At 27.8% G+C, this 25,822-nt stretch carries 27 protein-coding genes; 10 read left to right on the plus strand and 17 right to left on the minus strand.

All coding sequences use genetic code 11. The annotated features are described in order from the left end of the window. From ACRC8M_RS01930 to ACRC8M_RS01940, 3 genes are all read left to right on the plus strand, one after another. Positions 1 to 219, plus strand: a 219-nt coding sequence (locus tag ACRC8M_RS01930; RefSeq protein ID WP_438527590.1) for a hypothetical protein, incomplete at its 5' end; no start/stop codon positions are given. 10 nt (positions 220 to 229) lie between these two features. Next, entirely contained in the window at positions 230 to 673 is a 444-nt protein-coding gene (locus ACRC8M_RS01935; protein ID WP_438527591.1) for a hypothetical protein, read from the plus strand. A 351-nt stretch (positions 674 to 1,024) separates the two neighbouring features. Continuing rightward, a complete protein-coding gene (locus tag ACRC8M_RS01940) occupies positions 1,025 to 1,927 on the plus strand; it encodes a hypothetical protein (RefSeq protein WP_438527592.1) in 903 nt (300 codons plus the stop codon). Between the two features lie 123 nt (positions 1,928 to 2,050). On the opposite strand, the gene ACRC8M_RS01945 is transcribed toward ACRC8M_RS01940, so the two are convergent. After that, on the minus strand, positions 2,051 to 2,485 hold the full coding sequence (locus ACRC8M_RS01945; protein ID WP_438527593.1) for a MarR family winged helix-turn-helix transcriptional regulator: 435 nt from the start codon (positions 2,483 to 2,485) through the stop codon (positions 2,051 to 2,053). A gap of 159 nt (positions 2,486 to 2,644) precedes the next feature. Between ACRC8M_RS01945 and ACRC8M_RS01950 the strand changes: the two genes are divergently transcribed. Next, complete coding sequence (locus tag ACRC8M_RS01950; protein ID WP_438527594.1) at positions 2,645 to 3,748, plus strand: FomA family porin-like outer membrane protein; 1,104 nt, start codon at positions 2,645 to 2,647, stop codon at positions 3,746 to 3,748. 67 nt (positions 3,749 to 3,815) lie between these two features. On the opposite strand, the gene ACRC8M_RS01955 is transcribed toward ACRC8M_RS01950, so the two are convergent. Beyond that, a complete protein-coding gene (locus ACRC8M_RS01955; RefSeq protein ID WP_438527595.1) occupies positions 3,816 to 4,562 on the minus strand; it encodes a YdcF family protein in 747 nt (248 codons plus the stop codon). A gap of 140 nt (positions 4,563 to 4,702) precedes the next feature. Between ACRC8M_RS01955 and ACRC8M_RS01960 the strand changes: the two genes are divergently transcribed. Beyond that, complete coding sequence (locus ACRC8M_RS01960; RefSeq protein WP_438527596.1) at positions 4,703 to 6,010, plus strand: Na+/H+ antiporter NhaC family protein; 1,308 nt, start codon at positions 4,703 to 4,705, stop codon at positions 6,008 to 6,010. A 5-nt stretch (positions 6,011 to 6,015) separates the two neighbouring features. Here the strand turns inward: ACRC8M_RS01960 and ACRC8M_RS01965 are convergent, their stop codons facing one another. Next, positions 6,016 to 7,044 (minus strand): AEC family transporter, encoded by a 1,029-nt coding sequence (locus ACRC8M_RS01965; RefSeq protein WP_438527597.1) that lies wholly within the window; start codon positions 7,042 to 7,044, stop codon positions 6,016 to 6,018. A 20-nt stretch (positions 7,045 to 7,064) separates the two neighbouring features. Continuing rightward, positions 7,065 to 7,538: a Cys-tRNA(Pro) deacylase gene (gene ybaK, locus ACRC8M_RS01970; protein ID WP_438527615.1), complete on the minus strand. Its 474-nt coding sequence runs from the start codon at positions 7,536 to 7,538 to the stop codon at positions 7,065 to 7,067. Between the two features lie 296 nt (positions 7,539 to 7,834). On the opposite strand from ybaK, the gene ACRC8M_RS01975 reads away from it, so the two are divergent. Next, positions 7,835 to 8,230, plus strand: a complete 396-nt coding sequence (locus ACRC8M_RS01975; RefSeq protein WP_438527598.1) for a hypothetical protein — start codon at positions 7,835 to 7,837, stop codon at positions 8,228 to 8,230. 40 nt (positions 8,231 to 8,270) lie between these two features. On the opposite strand, the gene gltS is transcribed toward ACRC8M_RS01975, so the two are convergent. The 3 genes from gltS to ACRC8M_RS01990 form a co-directional block, all read right to left on the minus strand. Further along, positions 8,271 to 9,467, minus strand: a complete 1,197-nt coding sequence (gene gltS, locus ACRC8M_RS01980) for a sodium/glutamate symporter (protein WP_438527599.1) — start codon at positions 9,465 to 9,467, stop codon at positions 8,271 to 8,273. Positions 9,468 to 9,625: 158 nt separating this feature from the next. Further along, positions 9,626 to 10,273: a diphthine--ammonia ligase gene (locus ACRC8M_RS01985; RefSeq protein ID WP_438527600.1), complete on the minus strand. Its 648-nt coding sequence runs from the start codon at positions 10,271 to 10,273 to the stop codon at positions 9,626 to 9,628. Between the two features lie 73 nt (positions 10,274 to 10,346). Then, the gene (locus tag ACRC8M_RS01990; RefSeq protein ID WP_438527601.1) at positions 10,347 to 10,637 is read right to left on the minus strand and encodes a GNAT family N-acetyltransferase; all 291 of its coding nucleotides are present in this window, start codon (positions 10,635 to 10,637) and stop codon (positions 10,347 to 10,349) included. A 165-nt stretch (positions 10,638 to 10,802) separates the two neighbouring features. Between ACRC8M_RS01990 and ACRC8M_RS01995 the strand changes: the two genes are divergently transcribed. Then, a complete protein-coding gene (locus ACRC8M_RS01995; protein WP_438527602.1) occupies positions 10,803 to 11,177 on the plus strand; it encodes a hypothetical protein in 375 nt (124 codons plus the stop codon). A 54-nt stretch (positions 11,178 to 11,231) separates the two neighbouring features. Here ACRC8M_RS01995 and ACRC8M_RS02000 read toward each other — a convergent pair whose 3' ends face one another. From ACRC8M_RS02000 to ACRC8M_RS02015, 4 genes are all read right to left on the minus strand, one after another. Next, entirely contained in the window at positions 11,232 to 12,620 is a 1,389-nt protein-coding gene (locus ACRC8M_RS02000; protein ID WP_438527603.1) for an alanine/glycine:cation symporter family protein, read from the minus strand. Positions 12,621 to 12,659: 39 nt separating this feature from the next. Beyond that, positions 12,660 to 13,574 (minus strand): glutaminase A, encoded by a 915-nt coding sequence (glsA, locus tag ACRC8M_RS02005; protein ID WP_438527604.1) that lies wholly within the window; start codon positions 13,572 to 13,574, stop codon positions 12,660 to 12,662. A gap of 341 nt (positions 13,575 to 13,915) precedes the next feature. Next, the gene (locus ACRC8M_RS02010) at positions 13,916 to 14,596 is read right to left on the minus strand and encodes a hypothetical protein (protein ID WP_438527605.1); all 681 of its coding nucleotides are present in this window, start codon (positions 14,594 to 14,596) and stop codon (positions 13,916 to 13,918) included. A gap of 76 nt (positions 14,597 to 14,672) precedes the next feature. After that, positions 14,673 to 14,804 (minus strand): hypothetical protein, encoded by a 132-nt coding sequence (locus tag ACRC8M_RS02015; RefSeq protein WP_023052390.1) that lies wholly within the window; start codon positions 14,802 to 14,804, stop codon positions 14,673 to 14,675. Between the two features lie 167 nt (positions 14,805 to 14,971). Between ACRC8M_RS02015 and ACRC8M_RS02020 the strand changes: the two genes are divergently transcribed. After that, positions 14,972 to 15,670 carry a LexA family transcriptional regulator gene (locus ACRC8M_RS02020; RefSeq protein WP_438527606.1) on the plus strand — a complete coding sequence of 233 codons (699 nt, stop codon included), beginning with the start codon at positions 14,972 to 14,974 and terminating at the stop codon, positions 15,668 to 15,670. 305 nt (positions 15,671 to 15,975) lie between these two features. On the opposite strand, the gene ACRC8M_RS02025 is transcribed toward ACRC8M_RS02020, so the two are convergent. From ACRC8M_RS02025 to coaBC, 4 genes are all read right to left on the minus strand, one after another. After that, complete coding sequence (locus tag ACRC8M_RS02025) at positions 15,976 to 17,454, minus strand: DHA2 family efflux MFS transporter permease subunit (protein WP_438527607.1); 1,479 nt, start codon at positions 17,452 to 17,454, stop codon at positions 15,976 to 15,978. A 14-nt stretch (positions 17,455 to 17,468) separates the two neighbouring features. Continuing rightward, entirely contained in the window at positions 17,469 to 18,632 is a 1,164-nt protein-coding gene (locus tag ACRC8M_RS02030; RefSeq protein ID WP_438527608.1) for an efflux RND transporter periplasmic adaptor subunit, read from the minus strand. A 1-nt stretch (position 18,633) separates the two neighbouring features. Next, positions 18,634 to 20,064, minus strand: a complete 1,431-nt coding sequence (locus ACRC8M_RS02035) for a TolC family protein (protein WP_438527609.1) — start codon at positions 20,062 to 20,064, stop codon at positions 18,634 to 18,636. Positions 20,065 to 20,247: 183 nt separating this feature from the next. Next, positions 20,248 to 21,432 carry a bifunctional phosphopantothenoylcysteine decarboxylase/phosphopantothenate--cysteine ligase CoaBC gene (coaBC, locus tag ACRC8M_RS02040; RefSeq protein ID WP_438527610.1) on the minus strand — a complete coding sequence of 395 codons (1,185 nt, stop codon included), beginning with the start codon at positions 21,430 to 21,432 and terminating at the stop codon, positions 20,248 to 20,250. 118 nt (positions 21,433 to 21,550) lie between these two features. Here coaBC and ACRC8M_RS02045 point away from each other — a divergent pair, with 118 nt between their 5' ends. Then, positions 21,551 to 22,189: a flavodoxin family protein gene (locus tag ACRC8M_RS02045; RefSeq protein WP_438527611.1), complete on the plus strand. Its 639-nt coding sequence runs from the start codon at positions 21,551 to 21,553 to the stop codon at positions 22,187 to 22,189. A gap of 34 nt (positions 22,190 to 22,223) precedes the next feature. On the opposite strand, the gene ACRC8M_RS02050 is transcribed toward ACRC8M_RS02045, so the two are convergent. Both ACRC8M_RS02050 and ACRC8M_RS02055 read right to left on the minus strand, forming a co-directional pair. Continuing rightward, positions 22,224 to 23,564, minus strand: a complete 1,341-nt coding sequence (locus ACRC8M_RS02050; RefSeq protein ID WP_438527612.1) for an MATE family efflux transporter — start codon at positions 23,562 to 23,564, stop codon at positions 22,224 to 22,226. Next, the gene (locus ACRC8M_RS02055; RefSeq protein ID WP_438527613.1) at positions 23,524 to 24,933 is read right to left on the minus strand and encodes an MATE family efflux transporter; all 1,410 of its coding nucleotides are present in this window, start codon (positions 24,931 to 24,933) and stop codon (positions 23,524 to 23,526) included. The genes ACRC8M_RS02050 and ACRC8M_RS02055 overlap by 41 nt, the downstream gene beginning before the upstream one ends. Before the next feature lie 157 nt (positions 24,934 to 25,090). Here ACRC8M_RS02055 and ACRC8M_RS02060 point away from each other — a divergent pair. Then, on the plus strand, positions 25,091 to 25,822 hold a 732-nt coding region (locus ACRC8M_RS02060; RefSeq protein WP_438527614.1), incomplete at its 3' end, for an aminotransferase class I/II-fold pyridoxal phosphate-dependent enzyme.

Raw genomic sequence — 25,822 nt, forward strand, 5'->3', positions numbered from 1 at the left:
TTGTCAGTAGCAACATCGTTAATAACAGCATTTTTAACCTATCATAGATTCGTTATGAGAAGAATAGATAAGAAAGTAGATCAACAATTACATGACATGAAAGTTGAATGGTTAAAAGAGCAAATACAAAATAATCAAGTCAACATCTGGAAAAGAATGGATATCTTATCTGAAGATACTAAATTTATAAAAGAATATCTTTTAAAACAAAAAAAATAAAGGAGTAAAAATGTATAAATGTAAATATTTTAAAATACAAGAATTAGTTTGCCCGCACGTTTATGAAAAGTACAAAGATAAATCTTGGGAATTTTTTAGTGAAGATTTATTAAGAGAGTTAGATATAGTTAGAGAGATTCTAGGAGTTCCAATTACAATTAATAATTGGAATATAGGAGGACAATATAAAGAGAGTGGCAACAGATGTCCATTTTGTTCTATAGTAGCTAAAAAAATAGCAACCAAAGAATTAAATATGTCAATGCATAATTTATATCAAGCATTTGATTTAAAACCTAAAGGATTAGAAATAAAAAAAGCTATAGAAATGATAATGGATAATGTTCATAGATTTAAAGTAATAAAAAGAATAGAAAATCCTGATTATACTCCAACATGGATACACATAGATACAAAAGGTCATTATGAGGGAATTAGGATTTTTAATCCTTAAAAAAGAGGTTTCAATACCTCTTTTTTTGTGCTCATAATAAAGTAACTTGAGTAAGAAAGTTAATTGACATTTATTTAATAATTAATTTTGAAAAAAGCAATTAGAGTATGTTATTATAGATAAGGAAATTTATTATTATTTTAAGAGGGGGATTGAATACACTATATGTTATTAAATCTTAATGTTTTTTTTGTGGTTATACTTTTTTTTATATGCAATAATTGTCATAAACTCTACTTTCATAGAAATTATACATCCATAGTTATTAATAATTTTAATTTTGATGAAAAAGAAAGAGTAAAGGCGAGCTTTATTATTAAAATGTTAATAATTATAACAGGGGTAGTTTTATTGCGAAAAATTACAAACTTTACAGCTAGCGATGTCTCCAATGGATTTATAATAGGATCATTTTTGACAGTTTGGCCAGCTATAGTTTATTTTAAATTATTAAGACCACCTTTTGCTAAATATAAAGCCTTGATACTGTTAAGATATATATTATATATTATTTTAGTTTATTCTGCTGTAAAATTTACACAAGAATTAATACTTCCGAGTATAAATGGTGAAGAACAGTATATTTTAGATAATTCAGGAATTGGAATAATAATGAGCTTAGTATTAATGATAACAGCTCCGACATTAGATTATTTTATAACAGATATATGTCATTTTAATAATGCAAGTTATAATTTTAATTTGTTGAAAGAAGAAATAGAAGTTAGCTCTAGACAATTTGATATAGATATTTATTATATTCAGAGGTTGTACAAATATGAAATTGAAAAATACTCTAGAGAATATAATATTAATTCTAGATTGATAGAAGTAATTTTAACTTTAGAAAGTATGCATAGAGGAGAATTGATTCGTAAAATAGGAGAAAAAATAGGATGTAAATATTTTTATTTTTTAGTTGTAAATCAGGATATGTCAATAGGTGTTAGTCAAATGAAGATATCTACAATTTCTCGTGTTTTAAAAACCTCACCCTACAATTTTAAAAGAAAGATAACTAGTACAAAATTTTTAATAAGAGTTACTTGTAGATATTTAAAAGAAATATTAGAGGAGTATGAATTTAATCGTGAGTATGAAAAGAAACGAGGAATAGATGACGTTTATGAATATATAGCGGAAAGTTATACAGGGTCTGCTAAAAATAAATCAGGGAAAGTTTATTCTATTATTTTAAAAAAGAACTTAAAAAATTGGGGTGAACTTAATGAATTTAACGAAAGTGTTGGATAAATAAAATAAATTTAGTTATTGATTATGGGTACTAAAGTTATACTTGGGGGCGCCATAAGATATTTAATAGAATTAAAAATAAAGGTCATTAAATCAATTTTGGTTTAATGACCTTTTTGTATATTATAAATTTTTACTATTTATAATTTCTAATTGTTTTTTAAATTTTTTTAATACATTTAAAAAAATTTCAATTTCATTTTCTGAAAATAAATCTTTAAATTTATCTTGTATATTTGGAAGAAAAGAATCAATGTAATTAATAGCTAAAATTCCATCTTTTAAAAGATAAAGCCCTTTTTTTCTTGAATCTATTTTTCGTTTTTCAATCATTCCTTTGTCCTCTAAATTTGTAATATATTTAGTGACTAGAGATCTTTCTATTTTAGTTTCCTTAGAAATTTCGTATTGGCTAATTCCAGGATTCTGATAGATAAGCTTTAAATAAACACTTTCCATTTTAGTTATTTCTAGATTTGATAAAAGATAACTAAATAAAAAATCTATTTCTTTGTTAATTGAAGAAATTAAATAAATAGCCCCTTCATGTGTTTTCATGATATACCCCTTTTAGTAATTTATGTATATATAATAAACTATTTAAAACAAAAATAAAAGGGTGAATATTTCACGGTTATCCCTTCTAACTATTATTTTAAGATAAAAAGTTTTAAAATGACAATAGGTGGATTAAAAAAATATAAACGGAGGGGAATTATGAAAAAAAATCTAATTTATTTAAGTGCACTTTTTGCTGTAACTACGATGGCTCAAGGTAAAGAACTAGTTAATTATCCTAAAGTAGAAAAAGTAGAAGTGGAAGAAGTAAATATTGTGAAGGAAGAAACTGCTTTTAAACCAAGTGGTTATTTAAGAATAGAATATAAAGGTTATGGTGAAACTGAAGGGCATGGCGATGGTTTAGGAAATAACTTTTCAGACACATCAGTAGACCCAAGTATAGCTCAAGATGAATGGAATAGAGGAGCCAATAACTATTCTAGATTACAAACAACTTTTGGTATTCAAGCAACTGAAAAAATTCTTCTAGAAGGAAGAATAAGAGACTATAACAATTTAGAAAGAGATGATGAATCTAAAGATAATAGTGCTAAAGATGGAACAGAAACAAGAATAAGATTATACTATGCTCATAATGATTGGATAACTTCTAGAATTGAATATTATAATCAGGAAAATGATGATCAAGAGTTAGAATATCAATTAAGAATGGATTTGTATAAAAATAAAGGAGCTCTTGTAGAGAAATTAGTTTTAGCTCCAAAATATTATCATCTATTTCCAAATTCTAATGGTGAAAACTATGTCAATGCTGTAGGAGCAGATTTAGAATATGCAGGAAATTTACCATTAGGAATAACATGGGATGGTACACTTTATTTAGATTATTATTTTTATAACCAAGATATCATAACGGGAAGTAACGGAAGTGATAGAGAGGATAAAGAATTTGTAGTAGAGTGGGAGTTTTATTTACGTAGACATTTTGAATTATATACAGGAAATAACTATGGAATTAACTTAGATTTCGAAGGTGGATATGACCCGTATGTATTTAGACAGTATGATAGATATGAACTTGATAGCAATAAAAATTCATATGTAATGAAAAAATCAAAAGATACTTATGAGTTGTATGGTCAGGTATCAATGTCAGCTGATTATAGAGTTACAGAAAGTTTTGTGACTACTGTAGGAGTTGGTGCAGAGTATAGAAACTGGGATAATGTAAACCAAGATTCTGCTTCAGATTGGAGATGGCAACCGTTTGCTTATGTAGCAATGAAAACAACATTTTAAAAGTTTATAATTTTAAAATCTAAATAAAGATTTTAATTTTTATAGAAAGTGCTAATTTAAAAGGAGTCTAACTTTTGTTAGGCTCCTTTTGAATTAAAATATTTTTTAAACTATAATATATAACAGCTAAAGCTTCTCTGCTAAATAAGCTAATTTTGCTTTTTAAAGGCGTTTTAGCATATATAGGATTTATTTTATAATTTAATGAATTTGCAAAAAATTTGACTCTATACATGTGAAAATCATTGCTTATAACGCCAATATTTTTTATATTATTTGGAATAAGTTTATGAGAAAAAATTAGATTTTCTAAGGTCGTTGTAGATTTATTTTCCTCAATGATATTATTTTTAGGAATAGAGTGTGAAATAAGATAATTTTTCATAGCTTTGCTTTCACTAATAATCTCATCTTTTCCTTGACCACCAGAAACAATAAATATAGTATTAGGGTATCTTTTATAATAATCTATAGCCTTATCTAGTCGATATTTTAAAACATTTTTAGGTTTATCTCCTCGTAACCCAGCTCCCAAAACAATGATATATTCATTTTTTAACTCTAAATTTTTTGAATTATGTATATCTGTCACAATAGTTCCCAGACTAATTATAAAAAGAGTAACTCCAATGGTAAAACAAGTTTCAATAATAGCTTTAAAAATTTTATTGCCATTTAGAATAAAAAAATGATAGATAATAAAAAAGAGATAGACAAAAAATAAGATATTAATAAAAAAAGATGAGGGGAAAATATATTTATAAATTCCTAGACTTATTACAATAATTAGATTAAATAAAACTTTAAAAATCATTAAAAATCCTCCTAATAACATATATACAAATTCTACCATTATTTTACTATTTTTTACAGCATAAGTGGACAAAATTTAAAAGAGTATTGACTTTTAAAAAAATATAGGCTAATAAATAAAATAAAGAGGAGAAATAAAAAATGATACATAGAATTTTTATTATCGTAGCAATATTATATTCTTTTAAAATTCAATCAACTTTATTAATTGTTTTATCTCTAATTTTTTTAGGGATTTTTATTTTTTCATTAAAAAAATTTAAGACTCTAAAAAATACTCTAGATATAGCAATAGCTGGAACTAAAAAATCCTATTTATTGGTTTTAATATTTGCTCTTTTAGGAGCTCTTTCAGCAAGTTGGTTTGTTTCAGGGACAATTCCAGCTTTAATATACTACGGGATAAAGATTATAAATCCAAATTATTTTTATGTATTTTCATTTTTAATAACTTCTTTATTTTCTTTTTTAATAGGAAGTTCTTTTGGAACTGTGGGAACTATAGGATTGGTTATGGTATCTTTGGCTAGGGGTATTGGTTTAGATATTTATATAGTCGCGGGGAGTATAATATCTGGAGCTTATTTTGGTGATAGAGGATCTCCCATGTCATCTAGTGCTAACTTTGTATCTATTTTGACGGAAACAGAGATATACAGTAATGTTAAAAGAATGTTTAAAGTTTCGATTCTTCCATATTTAATAACATTAAGTTTATATTTTTATTTAGGTAAGAATATTGAAATAAAATTTATAGAGAGTAATATTTTAACTTTGCTAGATCAAAATTTTTATTTAGATTTTTGGGTATTTATTCCAATGATTTATTTAGTAATAATGTGTCTTTTAAAAAAGAATATTAGATATACAATATTGGTAAGTATTTTTTTAAGTTTAATTATAGGATGGTTTTTACAAAACTATGAAGATAGAAATTTTATTAAAGTATTAATTTATGGATTTAAGCTTCCAATTGAAAATGAATTATACAATGTAATAAAGGGAGGAGGAATATTTTCAATGGGAACGGCTATGGTTATGGCTTTACTTTCTTGTGGTTTAGTCAATATAGTTGATAAACTAGGAATATTAAAACTATTATCCGAAAAAATAGGGATTGTAAAAAGTGAATGGAAAATATATTTATATACAATAGTAGTGGCAATTTTAACAGCTGCTATAAGTTGTAGTCAGTCTACTTCTATACTGTTAACTTCTCAAATTATGAAAAAGATTTATAAAAAAAATGGATTTACAAAGGAATTATTGGCTTTAGATATAGAGAATAGTTGTGTTATATTAAGTTCGTTAATACCATGGAATATAGCAATTACTGTGCCAGCTTTGATGTTGGATATTTCTGCAGTAAAAATAATACCATATTCATTATATCTATTTATTTTACCAGTAGTAGTGATGATATTAAAAATAAAAAAACTGAGTCAATGACTCAGTTAAAATTTAAAAATTTGTAAAAAGGCAATTAGAATTGGTATTGTAATTAAGCTAAAAATAGTTGATAAAAGAGAACAGCTTGATGTGATTAAAGGCTCTTTATTATACTTTAAAGAATAAGCAATAACAACAGATGCTGTTGGAGTAGCCATCATAATAGTTATAACTCCTAAACTAACACTAGATAATTGAAGAATACCAAAGAAGTTAGCTCCTAAAATAATAATTAATATTAGAAAAGGAATTAAAAGAGTTTTTATAATAGAAAATTGCCAAGCTATAGAATTTTTTAAAGACTCTTTAATAGGTAATTCAGATAATTTTAATCCAGCAGCTAGCCATGCTAATGGAGAACATAAACCAGCTAAAAAAGCCAAAGGTTTATATATCCAAAAAGCTGTTTTATCAATTCTTAAAATAGGAAATTTTTGTCCACTTATGCTTACTTGGGGAAGATATTCTTGAAATATCCATATAAAAAGTCCAATAAAGGTTGCTAAAATAACTGGATTTAAAAACATAGATTTAAGGTTTTTTTTATCCATTTTAATACTAGACATTTTAATAAAACCGTAAGAATAAAGTAAAACTCTATATGGTATAGAAAAAATTGAAGAGTATATAACTCCAAGATCTCCGTATAAAGCTTGAGCTATTGGAATTCCAAAAACAGTAACACCTCCGAAAATAGACATAATTTTTAATGTTAATTGTTTGTCTAAATCTAAGTTTTTATAAAATATATTACCAATGGCCATTAAAAAAAGATGAATTAAAAAACTCCAAATTAAGATATTTATTCCATTGACAAAAGTTTCTTTGTCAAAATCTTTCATAAAAGCATTGAAGGATAAAGCTGGAATAGATATTGTTAGTATAATTTCTCCTAAAGGTACAGAGAAAGAACTTTTTAATTTATTGCTTTTTCCCAAATAAAAACCTAAGATCATAATAAAAATTGATGATGACATAACCCCAATAATATTTTTATCGGATAGTACAGAAATAATAGTATTTGTTGTATTCATTAATTACACTCCCAGAAAAATTATTCAATAATAAGATTTTTAACTTTCATATTAAGAAAATTAATTAAATCATTGGGACTAATTTTAATTTGTAGTCCTCTTTGTCCCCCACTTATAAATATAAAATCTTTTTTCAGACAACTTTCATGTATTAATGATAGGTGTCTTTTTTTTATCCCAATAGGAGAGCAACCTCCTCTTATGTAACCTGTTTTTTCTTTTAATTTGCTAAGTTCAAGCAGATCTATTTTTTTAGCTTGAACAATTGAAGCAACTTTTTTTAAATCTACTTCATCACTTCCAGGAATACACACAATAAAAAGTTCATCTTTATCATTTGTTAGAGCTAATGTCTTGAAAACCTTAGTTATATCTTCTCCAGTTTTTGAAGCAACACTTACAGCACCTAAATAATTTTCATCAACATCATATTCAAAAATATCATATTTAATTTTAGCTTTATCAAGTTCTCTCATTGCGTTAGTTTTTTTTATGGCCATATTATAAACTCCTTACAATTTATATCCACATATGTTGTATAAAAAAGCAAGAGACATCTCTTTAATTGGAAACAATTTGTTACATACAGCATATGTGGCAATTTTATGAATTAGTTCTAAAAATAGACTGTGATGTTGTAATCTTTTTGTTAGATTTATCACTACTAAATTTTTATACATTGAATTATATCACATATATATAACTAAAATAAGTAAAAAATATACAAAAGTTGCTTTTTGTTGTAAAACCATTTATAATATATTATCAAAATTTAAGGAGTGATATATATATGAAAAAAGGGATACTAATGCTATTACTTCTGCTATCTTCATTGAGTTATGCAAGTTGGTGGGGAGGGTTAAATGGAGGAACAAGGGCTGCTATAGTAACAGGATCTGCCTTAATTCTAGGATCGCAATACAATCAAAGTGAATATAGACATCAACAAGATTTAAGAAGATTGGATACTCAAATACGTAGAGGATATGAGAGACAAGCTGTAATAGAGAATGCTAATAGAAAATATGGGGATATAGGAGCATCTCAAAATTTTTATGGAAATCCAAGCCCAAGTTATCAACAATATAACCAAGGAAGAAGACAAGGGGCTAGAGTTATATACTCTGATCAAAGAAGTCAAATTTTAGAAATGGCTGATGGGACAAGAGTAATATTAAATCAATAAAAATAAGTAAAAGGAGAGTTAAAGAACTCTCCTTTTATTATTAAGAAAACATATTAACAAAGACTGTTATAATTGATGCGTTAACAAAATCTATGAAAAGGGATCCAACTAATGGCAGTGCAAAGAATGCCGTAGGAGAAGGACCATTTGCAGCTGTAAAAGATTCCATATTAGCCATAGCGTTTGGAGTAGCTCCCATTCCAAACCCACAATGTCCAACGGCCATAACAGCAGCATCGTAATCTTTTCCCATAACTCTAAATGTTACAAAATATGCATATAAAGCCATAACTATTTTTTGTGCTAGAAGAATAACTACAAGTGGAATAGCCAGTGCAGCTAATTCCCAAAGTCTCATAGACATCAATGCCATTGCTAAGAAAAGTTGTAATGCAATATTTCCAACAACATTAATTGCATTTAGTGGAATTTCTATTTTAACTCCGTCAGCAATATTTCTTATAACTGCAGCAACAATCATAGGTCCAATATATACAGGAAGAACAATTCCTAAATTTTTAGATAATGGTGTTATAAATCCACCAATTCCCATAGCTAAAACAATAAAAACAATAGCTCTAAATAATAGATCTTCATTTAAAAGTAACTTTGTATCAGAGGGGTCTTCATTCCCATCAAGGAACATCTCTACTTCTCTAGGAGATTTTAAATTATGTTTTGCCATAAGTCTTTTTCCAACAGGCCCTCCAATTAAACATCCAGCAACCAGTCCGAAAGTGGCTGAAGCAATTGCAACAGACATAGCACCAGTAGCACCAGCAGCTTCAAGAACAGGCCCAAAAGCTCCAGAAGTTCCATGACCTCCAGTAAGAGGAACAGAGCCAGCAGCGATTCCAATTAAAGGATTTAAACTAAATACTTTTGCCAAAGAAACACCAACAACATTTTGAATAACAACAAGTATAACTGCTACAAGTAAAAAAGTAAAAACTTGAACACCACCCTTTTTTAGCATTTTTAAACTTGCTAAAAATCCAATTGTAGTAAAAAAAGCTACCATTAAAAGATTTTTTAAAGAACCGTCAAAATCAAAAACAAAAAGTTGCATATTATAACCAATTAGAGAAACAATAGAAAATATAACTCCTCCAATAACAGGAGCTGGTATAAAGAATTTTTCAAAGAAATATACTTTTCCTTTGATCCATCTTCCAATTAATAGCAAACAAACTGCTATTGCTAAAGTTTCTGCCATATTAAATGTGTGTGTGAACATAGTTTCCTCCTAAAAAATGATTTTTTTACTTACTTTTATATTAATAATTGTACACAAAGTATTTAAAATATACAAATATAAAAAAAATATACAGCGTATTCATGCTGTATATTAATTATTTATTGTATGTATAATCGATTCATTCTATATATAGAAGTCTAATAAACGCTCAATAATAGGGTGTTTTCATTAATTATATTTTTGGTGTTTTGTAATAAAATTTCCTTAGAAAAAATTGGACCATCATATACAAAAGTATGATATTCACCATTTTCTCCACAAACATCAGAACCAGTTGCTTTTATTTCTTTTAAAAGTTCACGATTTAAAGTTTTTCCTAAAAAATCAGCACTCATATTATTTAAATTAACTTTTTTAATAATAGCTTTATATCCTAAGTCTATAAATTCTTCAACTAAAGTTTCTCGATTTTCTTGCCATAAAGGAAAAATAGCTTTAAGATTAGTATTTTGACACCTAATCTCCCCCCATTCTCTATGATGAGCAATATCAATATCGCCAAAAATACACGCTTCAGCTCCTAGATTCTTCATATTTTTTAAAGCCATTTCAAAAGTATTTTCATAATTTTCACCATCACACTCCACCAATAATAAAGGTATATTAATAGCTAATGAAACCTGCTTTAAAAGATCAGATGAGATATCATGAAACCAAGAATCTCCTTTGTTTTTGTTTATTGTTGTCATAAGAGCAATTGGTTCATAACCCAATGAAATTGCTTTATGTAAAGATAACATACTATCTTTTCCCCCACTAAAAGAAACGACAACTTTTATTCCCATAATAATCCTCCAAAAATATTTTATCCGTTATATAAATATTATAAAAAAATAAATCGATAAAAACAAGATAAATTTATTTTGAAAACATAACATCTTGGTATTTATTACCGTATCTTTTAAAATAAGCTTTTCCAAAAGAACAGATTGGAATAATTTTTAAATTATTTAACTTAGCAAATTCTATAAATTCTTCAGTTAAAGTAGTTGCTAAATTTTGGTTACGATATTCTTCTTCAACCCAAGTGGAACTTAATTTAAGAGTTTTTTCAGCAGTATTAATAGAATATATTAATTCTGCAACCTCTATATTTTCACCATTAGTTATATAAAACTTTGAATTCTTTTCATCATGTATGATTTGCATAAAAACCTCCTTAGAATTATTATAATTTGATTTTACTCAAAAAATATTGATATCTTTTAAAATAAAAATAAAAATCTAGAAAAATAAAAAGAAAAAAGGAAGAGTCGATATATTAGCGTAGATAAAAATATAAACCTGTAAAAACAAGAGTTGAGGAGGTAAAAAATGGCATACAAAAAATCATTTTCAGAGGTAGAAAATAAATATTGGGGAGATTATAAAGTAAGAATGTCTAAAGCCCAAGGAGTTGAAGATGTTAAAAAAATATTTTCAATGATAGTAGCTGATATGGTAAAAGAGATTGAGCCTAAATTAGATCCTATTTATGGAGAGTTTAATGGTGATTTTGAAATAGAGATGAATGGTGATAAAAAATATAGAGTAGCACCTAAAATTAAAGAGGATTCTGCATATATAGAATTAATTGAAAATTCAGATTTACCTGCAATATTGGATAAATATGCAGAGGTAGCTGTAAATAAAATAGTTCATTTATCCAGAAAAGAATCTGAAGAAAATGGTAAAAAAATAATTCATTAATAAAAAGACCCTCTCTAACAGAGAGGGTCTTTTTTATTTTACTACTAATTAGAATTAAAGAGAAACTTCTCCTTTGTCATCCCAACACTCTACACCAGTGGAGTTAGAAAGAACATTCTTAGTGAAAATAGGGTTTCTTTTAGCTTTTCTTTCTTCTAAATAATGATGAATACATTCAATAGCTGGAACTCTAAGCTTAGTAATGGCGTATATATTAAAAAGTGCCATGAATGCCATAAATAAATCAGCCATAGCCCAAACAGATGGAGCATCTTTGATAGACCCCCAGAAAACCATAGCAAGAGCAACAACTTTAAATGGATTTTCTAACCATTTTTTTTCAGTATAGGCTATATTAACAATTCCATAGAAGTAATTTCCAATAACTGATGAAAAAGCAAATAAAAATATACAAGCCATTAAGAAAATTCTACCAAAAATTCCAAGCTCATGTATCATAGCAGTTTGAGTTAATTCAATTCCTTTATGAGTCGTAGTTCCTAATACTCCAGAGAAAAGAATGATGAAAGCTGTAGCAGAGCAAATAGCTAACGTTGTAACATAAACTCCTAAAGTTTGAACTAATCCCTGTTTGAATGGATGATCTGTTGAGGCGCTAGCTCCAGCATTTGGAGTTGAACCCATACCAGCTTCGTTTGAGAAAAGCCCTCTTTTAATACCTTCCATAACAATAACTCCAAGAGCTCCACCGCCAGCAGCAGCAGGATCAAAAGCGTTTGTCATAATCAATGAAAAAACTCCAGGAAGAGCAGTTATGTTCTTTAAAACTATAAAAACAGCAACTACTAAATAGAATACACCCATAATTGGAACGATAATCTCTGAAACTTTTGCAATTCTATGAGCTCCTCCTAGTATAATTATAGCTGTTAGTACAGTTAAAATAATAGCTCCATAAAATTGATTTATACCATAAGCATGTTGAAAAGCTACTGTGATTGTATTAGCTTGAACAGCATTAAAAATAAAACCATAAGTTACTGTAATAAGAATAGAAAAAGCTACACCAAGATACTTTTTATTCATACCTAACTCCATATAATATGCTGGTCCACCAACAAAGATTCCATCTTCTTTTTTCTTATAAATTTGAGCCAAAGTATTTTCTACTAAACTTAAACTACCAGCTACTAAGGCTAAAACCCACATCCAAAATATAGACCCAGGACCACCAACGGATATAGCAAGAGCAACTCCCGCTAAACTACCAGTTCCAACTTTAGAACCAGCACTAATACAGAATGCTTGGAATGGTGAAACTCCTTTTCCATTTCCTTTTTCAAGCATAACTTTGAACATCTCTTTAAATTCAGTTATATTTGCAAACTTTAATTTAAAAGTAAAATATAATCCTGAGATAATAAGAACTGCAATTAAGACATAAGACCATAAAATGTTGTTAAGTGTGTTGATAAGATTCATTGTTCCTCCTGTATAATATATAATAAATTGTGTGTGTGTTTAAAATATTCTACATTTAAGCTCATTACATAGATCTTCTAAAAGACATACTCCAGCTATAGGATTTCCTTTTTTATCTAGAGCAGGGGAGTAAATACCAATTCCCATTTTATGTGGAACAACAGAAACAATTCCTCCACCAACTCCACTTTTAGATGGTAAACCAACTCTTACAGCAAACTCACCAGAGTTATCATACATTCCACATGTAACCATAAGTGTTTTTACAATTCGGCTAACTCTATTAGAAACAACTTGTTCACCAGTACTAGTTTGCCCCTCATTAGCTAAAAATAAACCTAGTTTAGCAATTGTTTTAGCAGTTACATCAATAGAACATTGTTTAAAATAAACTTCTAAAGCCTCTTCTACATTTCCTGTAATAATTCCTTCAGCCTTTAGATAATATCCCATAGCTCTATTTTTATTTCCTGTTTCAGATTCACTTAAATAAACTTTAGGATTTAATTCAAGAGATGAGTCTTCTGTTATTTTTTTAAAAAATTCAAGAAGTCGATTGAACTTATCTTTTGCATCATCACCTTTAATCATTGAAGAGACAACGATAGCCCCTGCATTGATCATAGGGTTATATGGTTTTCTTCTACTAGATGTTTCTAGTTTTCTAATAGAGTTAAATGGGTCTCCACTTGGATCCATTCCAACTTTGGAGAATACATATTCCTCTCCATTATCTAAAATAGCTAGCATAAGAGCCACTACTTTAGAGATACTTTGTACTGTGAATTTATTGTTATAATCTCCAGCGAAGTATTCATTTCCCTCATTATCTAAAATATATATTCCGAGATTTCTAGGGTTTGTTTTTTCTAATTCAGGGATATAGCTTGCGACTTTCCCTAATTCAGTTGTTTTTCTGTGTTTTTCAACTAATTCTTTTAGTAATTCTTGCATTTTTTACCTCCTAAAAGTATTATTACTAAACTTTGTATATAAATATAATACTTTTTATACATGAACAAAGTAAAATATATTGTTTTAATGTGAAATTAATTTCTGATTTTTTAATTATATAAATTTTTTTACTTTGCTTAAAAATGCTGAAAAATAGAGGGTATTATAAAATTCTATTTTTAATATAGAAAAAATTGTTCAAAAATATGTAAAAATGATATTAAAAAAATGGGAATGATAAAATATAGAAAAAATGAATGGTATATATTTACAAAATGAATTTATTAAAACAAAAAAATAAAAAAAGGGTAGCAAAATATAGTTAATACTACCCAAAATATTTAATTATTTAATAATGAAAAAATTGCAATACTCTGAAAAATAACATCATAAACTAAAGCTAAAGCTGGTATTTTACTTTCTATATGAGGAGCTAAAGAGATTTCAACTCTTTTAGGTTGTATAGTTAAATTTGAATTTGCTTTTTTAGAAATAGCGGTACCTAATCCAAATTGAATACCTTGAACTTCGGGAACCAAGGAGAATGCCATTTCAGAAAAAATACTTTTAAATTTATTCATATCAGTATTTTGAGGTAGATTTATTTCTAATGAGCTACCTAAAGCATCATTAGTAATAATCATCTTTTGTATAGCTACTCTAATATATGCTTCGTTTTTCTCACCATGGAATATTCCACCAATTTCAAGAGGATTTACTGTGGGAATTTCTGATAGAAGTTTTTTACACAAAGCTCCAACTAAAATTATAGATGAAGGTAAATCACCATTTATATAGATAAACACAATATCTTCACCATTAGTTTTTTCATCTATAATTCCAGAAATAACATCAATCTCTTCTTCGGGATTAGGAGAGTAACCCTCCATAGTTCTTTTAGCTAAATCTTTACCAAAATCTAAAGCAGTTATTGATATATTTTTAGGGAAATTTATAATTGTTAGTTTTACACCATTATCTATATTTTCAAAATTTATTTTAATTTTTTTACCAAAAATCATAAAAACCTCCAAGATTAAATTTAATTTACTATATATTATATAATAAAATTTACTTAATCTCTAGAAAAAAGAGAAATTAATTTTTTAAAAGACATTTATCTAAGCATAAATTAAGTAGTTCTTTTTGACACTGCTCCCAAGTTCCAACGATAAAAACTCCATTAGATTCAACTCTCCAAAAGTGATTAGAAACTCTTTTAAATCTCATTAATACTCCTCCTCAGATTTTCTACATAAATGTATAAGAAAAAAATAAAAAAATTTAAAATTCATTTACTAGAATTATACTTTAATGTAGAAAAAAAATCAAATATTTTTTTACATTTTTGTAGAAAAATAGTATAATAAATTAAAAAACAAAGAAGGGAGGATAATGTGAAGACTAAATTTGGTAATTATTTAGAAAAAATGATGATGAAAAATAATTATACATTAGAATATATAGCAAAGCAAACAGATTCTTCTCTATCTGTAGTAGGTCACTACAGAAAAGGAATTAGAATTCCTAAGGATGATTTTGTAGAAAGATTTATCGAAAAATTTATAGAAACAGATAAAGAGGCAGATGAAATTAGATATATAGTTGCTTATGATAGAACTCCAGATTTAATAAAAAGAAAATTAGATGGAAATACTCAAGATGAAAAAAATAAGCAACAAGCGGAGATAATAACTTTACCAGTCTTAGGTAAAGCAGCAGCAGGATTAGGACACATAAATTTTGAAGATAATACTAGAATGGAGGTACTATCTTCTATTTCAAATGTAGAATTACCTAAAAATGCTTTTTTAGTTGAAGTTAGTGGAGATTCAATGTTTCCAACTCTATCAGATGGAGATTTAGTTATAATTAATCCAGTTCAAAAGCAAATGAGAACGGTAGAAGGAAAAGTTTGTGTATTTAGTTATCACGATCAAACGTATATAAAACGCCTTAAAATTAATAAAAATGAAGTAAGACTTGTATCTGATAATAGTGACAAAAAAAGATATTCAGATATTGTTATATCTGACGAAGAATTAGAGTATTTAAAATGCTATGGAGCTGTCATAGAAAGTAGAAGAAAACACTAGGAGATTGAGAAGCTCTCTTTATAGTAAACAGATAAAATAACATAAATCTGTTTATTACGAAGGGAGTTTTTTATATGGGAAAAAATTTTAGAAAATATTTTGAATAGAAAATTCGAAGTCGTGACTTCAATGGACCTATGGAAGGATTCTAGAAAAGTTTGAAAAGTGAAAGTTAGTTACTTGGCAAGATGTAGTTTACCCCGTTTTCAGTTAGAATAAAACCATTTTTTAATAAAATTTGCATATATAAAACCTCCAATAAAAAAATTGCTTATTAATTTATAGTAAGCAATTTTTATTCCAAATTATGTAACTGGTTTTGTTGATTTGGCGAGGAAAAGGAATGGTATCAATAAAAGAGATATAACTCCACTTCCAATTAAAACATCATTGATCCCCATAATAGAGGATTGAACAATGACCTGCTGATTTATTAACGCTAGTGATTGAGCGGAAGTACTAATAGCACTATTGATATTAGGATTTGCTGTTGTTATACCAGAAGCCATCATAGTATGATGAAAGGCCATTGTATGATTCCATGCAGGAATAACTAACGAGGTTCCTAAACTACTTCCAATATTTCTCATAAAATTATAAATCCCAGATGCACTAGCTAAGTTTTCATTACTAATATTTGAAAGCGTTAGTGTATTTAAGGCTATGAAGAAAATTCCAACACCAAAACCATTGAAAAATCTGGTTAATCCAACATAAGCTGGAGTTATTTGTGGGGAATAATTAGAGGTTAAGAATGTTGATATTCCTAATAAAAAGAATCCGAGAGCAGCTACTTTTCTAGAATCTAGGTGATCTATTTTTTTACCTAATATTGGAGCTACCATTAAAATAGCTATACCTAAAGTACAAGTTGATTTTCCACTAATAAAAGCTGTATACCCCATATAGTTTTGTAACCAAAGGGGTATAGCAACAACGCCACTGAAGTAAGCCAAAACAGAAAACATCAGTGAGAAAGACCCAACACAAAAATTTCTATTTAAAAATAATCTTACGTTAACCACAGGAGATTCATGATGCCATTCCCAAATGACCAAGAGGACTAAAAAAACAAAAGCTGATATACTAAGACCAATAATAGTATTATTAGAAAACCAATCTAAATCGTTTCCTTTATCTAACATAAGCTGTAAAGAGCCAACACCAATGGCCAAAAATATGAATCCAATGACATCAACAGGTTCTTTAACAGTTTTTTCTTTAGCGATATCTTTTTTAAAGATGTAATAAACAATTAAACTAGATATAATACCAAAAGGAAGATTGATATAAAAACACCATCTCCAAGAAGCTGTATCAGTAACCCATCCCCCAAGAACAGGGCCAACAACAGGTGCTATAACAATGGTCATAGACCAAATCCCTAGAGCTATTCCTTTTTTTTCTTTAGGATATAGTTGTAACATAAGTGTTTGAGACAGAGGAATCATACTAGCCCCTACAACTCCCTGTAAAATTCTCATAGTAAGAAGAAAACTATAAGAAGGACTAATACCACAAAGCATACTAACTAAAGTAAAAAGTAGTGTTGCACCTAAATACTGTTTAATAATTCCTAAACGTTTAGTTAACCATCCGATAAGAGGCAAAAATATAGCTTCAGCTACAGCGTAGGAAGTTATAACCCAAGTCCCCTGATCAGGAGCTACAGCAAAATCTCCTGCAATATGACTTAGAGAAACATTAACAATAGTCATATCGAGGACGTTCATAAAAGAACCAATAGCTAGAGCAATTGTAGCAAAAATAATTGATGAGTTCATAATATAGAACCTCCTTAAAAGCTATTATCGTTAACTATTTTTTCAATTAATACATTTAATTTATTTTCATCAATTTTATAAAGTTCTGATTTTTGTTCTTTAAATTGATTTGGAATATCAACATTTTTATTTGTATTAACTGTAACAGTTAAGCTTGTTCCGATTGGTAAAATTCCATTCTTCTCTAAACTTTCATGATCAAAGTCAATTCTAACAGGAACCCTCTGAACAATTTTAATCCAGTTTCCAGTGGCATTTTGTGTTGGAATTAAAGCAAAAGCACTACCAGATCCAGCGGATATTCCAGAAACAACTCCTTTGTAAGTTTTACCATTTAAATCACTGACAATTTCAACATAATTTCCAGGTTTTATATCTCCAAGTTGAGTTTCCTTAAAGTTTGCATTAACCCAAGTTTTATTCAAGTCAACAACAGTAAAAAGTGTCTGTCCAGCTTTTACTTGTTGTCCTAATTCAACTTGCTTTTGAGCAATAACTCCAGAAATTGGAGAGAAAATTTTAGTTTTTTCTAAATTGTAATAAGCATTTTTTAAGTTTTCAATAGCAGCAGCAACAAGAGGATGAGAATATATATCACTGCTAAAAGCTTGAATTCTACTATTTTCTAAATTAGTTAAACTTTGGTCATAACTATTTTTGCTATCTATATATTTGAAATTAGTTGTATCAAAGTTTTCTTTACTTGTTATTCCAGTATGACTAGATATAGTTTGTCTTTTTAATGTTTTATCAGCAAGAATTAAGTTAGCTTTAGCAATTGTAACACTATCTTCACTAAGCTTTACACTATTTTGTAACGTATAATATTTTCTAATAGCATCTGCTAATTTTGTTTCAGCATTTTTTAGAGCAATTTCATAATCAATAGTATCTAATTTTATAACAGGGGTACCAACATCTATAGATTGAGTATCCTCTACGTTAATTTCATTGATAACACCACTGACTTGTGTTGTTATGGAAACTTGATTTCCATGAATATAGGCATTTTCAGTTTCTTCATACCCTTTTAAGAAAAAGAAATAATAAAGTAGATATAAAATTCCAATAGTAAGTATAATTAAAAGAAAAATCCCCATCTTTTTTTTAGCATCTTTTCTATTTTTATTTTTAGTTTCATCCGTCACGATGTTTTGATTTGTAGTTTGATTGTCCAATTTATTTCACCTCATTTTTATAGTAACCACCAAGGGATCCAATTAAGTTAATTTGATTTGTGTATAATGTAAAGTTATTTTCAATATAGCTTAATTCAGTATCAAGCAAATTATTTTTTTGATTTAACAGTTCAAGTTTTGATATGCTACCAATCTGATATAGGGTATTATTATCGTTATAAGTAGATTTTACATTGCTATAATTTTTTTCTTCTAATTCATTATTTGTTTTTGATGTTTTTAAAGCATTGAGATTATTATTGATATCTTGGTAGGCTTTAATTAAATTGTTGTTATAATTTTCTATAAAAATATTTAAATCAACTCCAGCGATATTATAATTTTGAGTAAGTAGATTCCTATTAAATAGAGGTAGATATAGACTTGGTCCAAACTCCCACAATGTACTATGAGCTTTTAATAAATCTTGAATATTTAAATTTTGATACTCATATTTTCCAGTAATAGAAAATCTAGGATAGAAATCAGCTTTTAAAGACTTTAAATTTTCTTTCTGTGAGTTAATTAAAGCTAAATAATATTTTACATCAGGTCTATTAATGACTATATCTGAATCAATATATTGAGGAATATTTAAAAAATAATCAAACTCAGGAGTGTTATAATCTATACTTGATAAAATTTTATCGATATTTTTAGATTTTACATTTCCAACAAGAGAGTAAAAACTATTTTTTAAAGTAGTTTTTTGAGTAGTAATTTCAGCAATTTTTTGATTTAAAGAGTTGACATTATTGTCAGCATTTAAAATGCTTTCTTTATTTCCAAGTCCAGTTTGATAAAGAATATTTTGATAGTTTAAAACCTCTTTTGCAATATTAAATTTTTCTTTTAGTATATTCTCTTCTTTTGTAAGTAAAATATATTTCCCATAAAGATTTGCAACTGTTGTTGAAAGAGTTAGAGTGCTCCATTCACTTTGAAGTTCAGTAGCCAATTTTGAATATTGAGCTTGATTTTGTAAAGCATCAAATTTACCCCAAATATCAAAGATATATTGTCCTTGAATAGCTAAAGATCCCATATCAATAGTATCGCTATTTTTTATATCTTTTATAGGAAGATCTGTTTTTACATGAGATGTTAAAATATGATTTCTATTCCAACTTCCTCCTAAATCTATGCTAGAAAGATTAGAGTTTTTTGTAGAATTTAAGGTATACATTGCTTTTTCAATATTTAGTTTAGCTATTTTAATTTCGCTATTTGTTTCTAAAACTTCATCAATTAGAGAAATCAATTGCTGGTTATTTGTGTTAAGCCACCATTGTTGTGACTTAAAAAAAATGTTGCTATTTTGTGATTTATTTTCTGTAATTAATGTTTTAATAGGAGTTTCAGTAACTTCAGGAGTACCAAAACAGCCTGTTAATAAAAAAGGCAAAATAACAAAAAAAATATAAGATTTCATAATCCCTCACTCCTGATAAAAATCTACTAAATTAAAAAATAAAAATTAATTTAGTAGGATTTTATAGATTTATATTGTATTAGTACCAATAGTACTTTATAGTTGTTCTCAAAATATTTATAACTTCCTACAAAAATTTATTATAAAATAAAAAACAGGTAAAAATTTCACCTGTTTTTTTGATTACATTTTGATTTCTTTTAAAATTTCATTGAAGATATGTTTTGCAATTTCAGATTTTGGTTGTTCTTTATGAATAATATTTTCTCCAGATTTTTTTATAATCTGTATGCTGTTAGTTGTTTTTTGCATATTTTCAGCATTATTAGCAACAATAAAATCTAAATTTTTCTTAATTAGTTTTTTCTTTGCATTTTCCACAATATTTTCAGTTTCAGCAGCAAATCCAATTAAAATTTGATTTTTCTTTTTTTCTCCCATATTAAATAAAATATCAGGATTTCGTTCTAATACGATTGTTAATTCCCCATCAGCTTTTTTTATTTTTTCAGTAGAGTAGTTTTTAGGTCTATAATCTGCAACAGCAGCACAAGCTATACCGATATCTTGAGAATCGAATCTTTCCATAACAGCATCAAACATATCAACAGCACTTCTTATTCTAATAAATTCTTTTAGACCGTGTGGAATTTCAAGGTTTGTAGGTCCAGAAACTAAAGTTACATCAGCTCCTAAATCAACAGCAATTTTAGCTAAAGAATACCCCATTTGTCCACTAGATCTATTTGAAAAATATCTTATAGGATCCAAAGGTTCTTCAGTTCTTCCTGCTGTAATAATAACTTTTTTTCCTTTTAATAGCTTAGGGATAGTAGCTACTAAATCTTTCTCTATAATTTCAACAATTTCGTTTTCATTTTTTAATCTTCCTTTAGCATTAACGTTACAAGCTAAAAATCCCTCGTCGGATTCTATAAACTTATAACCTAATTTTTCTAATTTTTGTATGTTTTCTTTTAAAATTGGATTTTCATACATATTTACATTCATTGCTAAAGCGAAGTATGTAGGTTTTTTACATGCTGAAATAACAGTAGATAACATATCATCAGCAATTCCATTAGCTACTTTTCCTACGATATTATAAGTTGCTGGAGCAATTAAAAAAGCATCAGCCCACTCTGCTAATGATATGTGCTCGACTTCAATTTGGTGATTTCTTTCCCACATATCTGTTACAACTCTATTTCTAGAAAGAGTTTCTAAAGTTTGAGGAGTGATTATTTTAGTTGCACTTTCAGTCATTATAACTTTAACGTTATATCCTTTTTTTCTTAATATTGAGATTATATTAGCAGACTTATAAGCGGCAATTCCACCAGTAACTCCAATTAAAATATTTTTCATAGTTATCCTCCTAAGTAAAGAAAATTAGAATCTTTTTTATATATTATACTATTTTAAGCTGAAAAAAAATAGAATTTGTTATATAATTAAAATTATAATTAAAGTAGAGGAGGTTTTTATGAAGGTTGTTGCATTTAATGGAAGCCCAAGAGAAAAAGGTAATACCTATTTTGCACTGAAGATGGTGGGAGAAGAGTTAGAAAAAGAAGGGATAGAATTAGAGATAGTTCATGTGGGAAATAAAGCTATTAGAGGTTGCGTAGGTTGTAATGGGTGTGCTAAAAATAGAGATGAAAAATGTGTTATGGGAGATGAAAATTTTGTAAATGAATGGATTCAGAAGATTAAGGAAGCGGATGGTGTTTTATTGGGATCACCAGTTCATTTTGCTTCTTTAGGAGCTACTATGAAAGCTTTTTTAGATAGAGCATTTTATGTTGCATCAGTTAATGGAGGACTTTTTAGACATAAAGTTGGTGCATCAGTTGTTGCAGTAAGAAGATCAGGAGGAGTTCCGACGTTTGATCAGTTAAATAATTATTTAAATTATTCAGAGATGTTGATGCCGTCAACAAATTATTGGAGTGTAATACACGGATTAAGACCTGGAGATGTTGAGCAAGATGAAGAGGGAAAGCAAATAATGAGAGTTTTGGGAAAAAATATGGCTTGGCTTTTAAAGATGGTTGATTATACAAAAGATACAATTATCCCTCCAGAAAAAGAAAATAAAAAATATACTCACTTTATAAGATAAAATAAAAAACTCAGAGAATATTCTCTGAGTTTTTCTATATACTTGAGGATTTTAAATTTTTATTAATGCCTAGAACTTTGAAGATTATAAGAGTTAGAATAAATGTTAGTACATCTGCAAATGGGAGTGTTAGCCAGATTCCATCAACTCCAAGAAGTTTTGGTAAAATAATAATTCCAATTCCCATAAATACCACACCTCTACAAACAGAGATTATATTAGCTAAAAAAGCTTTATCCATAGCTTGTAAGTAAGATATATTCATAAAATTAGCTCCTACAAAAATAATAGCACTGGAGTATAAAAATAAACCTTTAGCTGTGTACTCAAATAGATGAGATTCGTGTGTAAAGACTTTAACAACATCTAAAGCAAAGAATTTTATCAGAATTAAAGCTATTGTAGTGGCGATAAAACAGAATTTATGTGCATATCTAAAAATTTCTAAAACTCTTCTATAATTCCGACGCCCATAGTTAAAACTAACTAGTGGTTGTATTCCTTGGGCTAAACCTGTAAATAACATTCTATAGATAACGAATGAATAAGAGATTATCCCGTAAGCAGCAACTCCTATTTGTCCTTCTGTTCTAGAAAGAGTTATATTTAAAAGAATTGTTATTACCATAACTGCAAACTCTAAAATGAAAGATGAGAATCCTAAAGAACAAATTTTTCCCATTAAACTCCATTGAATATCTTTTATATCAAAAGATAATCTAAAAGTTGATTTAGGAAAGTGCATACATAAGTATACAGCTGATAAAACTTGTCCAATAGCTGTAGCATAAGCTCCACCCTCAATTCCCATTTTTAACTTAAATATAAAAATATAATCTAGAACAATATTTGTTATTGCTCCAATGAAAAGTGAATTCATAGCCTTTCTAGGAGCATTATCATTTCTAACAATAGCATTTAAAGATATTGATAACATCAAAAAGAAAGTAGCTACGATACATGGATACATATAATCTTTAACCATAGGAAGTAAAAGTTCTGTTGCCCCTAAAGATTTCATTATTTTGTTGGGAAACATAAAAACAACAGAAGCTATTAAAATATAAAAAATAAGATTTAAAATAATTGTATATGTAAAACTTTTGTTTTTAAAATCTTGGTCGTCACTTTTTAAAGAGATTAAAGTGGCTCCACCAGCTCCAAACATAAGGCTTAGAGCAGCTGTTAAATTAATTATAGGATATCCAATATTAACAGCGGCAATTCCAATACTTCCAATACCTCTTGATATAAAAACTCCGTCAGCAACTACATAGAGGGAGTTAACAAGCATTCCAATTGAGGCTGGAATAGCAAATTTATAGAATAGTTTGTTAATTGGTTGATTCTCTAGTTGATTGATTTTCGTTGACATCTTTTCTCAAGTCCTCTTCGTTTTCTAAAAGTTTAAGATTTTTCATCTCTTTTTTTGTCATAATAAAAGTAACAATAACAGATAATATATCTGCAGACGGCACAGCCATCCATACACCACGAACACCCCAGATTCTAGAAAAAATTAAAACAATGGGAATTAAAAATAAAACTTGCCTTGATAAACTTAAAAACATAGTAGTTTTAGGCTTTCCAATAGCTTGGAAATAAACTGCTGCTATAATTTGGAAGCCTATAAAAGGGAACATTAAAGTAAAAACTTTAAGACCTTTTGATGCAGCATCTAAAAGTTCAGGATTGCTAGTAAAAATAACTATAAAATATTTAGATAAAAATTGAATAGCTAAAAATCCAATAGTAGAAATAGTAACAGCACCCTTTACAGCTAATACAAAGGCTTGTCTAACTCTATGAAAAAATCTAGCGCCATAGTTAAATCCAAGAATAGGTTGAACTCCTTGGTTTATACCAAAAATAGGCATAAGAATAAAGGTATTTACTGCATTAACAATGGTCATAGCTCCAACAGCTGTATCTCCTCCATACTTCATAAGACTACTATTTAAGATAAAGTTTACAGCACTAGAACCTAGTTGTAAAACAAAAGGTCCAGCTCCAATAATAAAAATATCTTTAACTTTTTCCCATTCAAGAATTAAATTTTTAAAATGAAGTTTAATTCCACTAAATTTTGATGTAAAATAACCAACAGTCCAAATTGCAGAAACAATTTGAGAAATAATAGTCGCAAGTGCTGCACCTTTAACACCTAGATTTAATCCAAATATAAATATAGGGTCTAAAATGATATTAGTTATTGCCCCAAGTAAAAGAGTAATCATAGAAATTTTTGGGTTTCCATCAGATCTAACAGCTGCATTAGTAGCATATCCGACCATTAAAAAAGGAAAACCGAGAGCAACAATAGTTAAATAATCTCTAGCAAATGGTTCCGTGGCAGGGCTTGTCCCTAATTTTCCAATATATAAATCCATTGTAAAAATTATTATAAAACTTAAAATAATACCGAATATAATTGATAATGACGTAGCATTACCTAAAAATTTTTCAGCTAAATCTTTTCGCTTTTTTCCTAATGAAATAGAGATGTTAGTAGCACCACCCAATCCAATTAGAAGACAGAATCCAAGAGAGATTATCATTATTGGAAAAACAACCCCAACTCCTGCAATAGCAACAGGACCAATTTCAGGTATATTTCCAATATAAATTCTATCTACTATATTGTATAAAGCATTTACAAACATTCCAATCATAGCAGGAAGTGAAAATTTTAAAAGCAGTTGACCGATGGGCTGCTCTCCCATTTCTTTGTGTTTTTCTTTCATTCATTCCCCCAGTTTATTAAAATATAGTATAAGTATAATTATATCTTAAAAAATTAAGAAAATCAATTTTCTTTAACATATAAATAAGTCATTGGAATAGAAAGAAAATAAGTGTATTATATATTCAAATCATATAAATAAATTAAAGAGGGTGTATATGTCTAAAATTAATATTTGTATAGATAAAAATTTAAAAGAAAGCTTATACTTACAGATTTATCATTGCCTAAAAAAGCAGATTTTATCAGGAGGTATTAAAGCTGGAGTAAAATTACCATCGATTCGTCAAGTAGCAATGAAATTAGATATAAACCAGAATACGGTTATTCAGAGTTACAATATTTTAGAAAAAAAGGGATTGATAAAAAAAATATCTGGAAAAGGATGTTTTGTAGAACAAGTTTGTGAATTTGAAATAGAAGAAAAAGAGATACCTTTAATAGAAAGTTTTAAATATGGACAAAACCAAATAATAGAAAGAATAAATTTTTCAAATGGAACTCCAAGTTCTAAATATTTTCCTGTTGAAGATTATAAGTTTTTTTTTAATGAAGTTATTAAAGAATATGGAGGAGAGATTTTTCAATATCAAAATGTTCAAGGAGTAGATAGTCTTCGGTACTTACTTTCAGAGGAGTTTGAAAAAGAGGATATTTTTGTAAAAAAGGAAAGTATACAAATAACATCAGGAACTCAACAAGCTTTAGATATTGTTATAAAACTTTTTTCAAAAGAAACAAAACCAACGGTAGCATTATCAGATCCAACATACCCAAATGCTTTGAATATATTTAAAGGATGGTGTAATATAAAATCTTTAGATATTAAAGAGGATGGTTGGGATTTAAAAGAGTTTGAAGATATATTAAAAGAAGAAAAAATAGATTTT

The organism is Cetobacterium sp. (genome assembly GCF_051653945.1).
In the GTDB taxonomy this organism is placed as follows: domain Bacteria; phylum Fusobacteriota; class Fusobacteriia; order Fusobacteriales; family Fusobacteriaceae; genus Cetobacterium_A.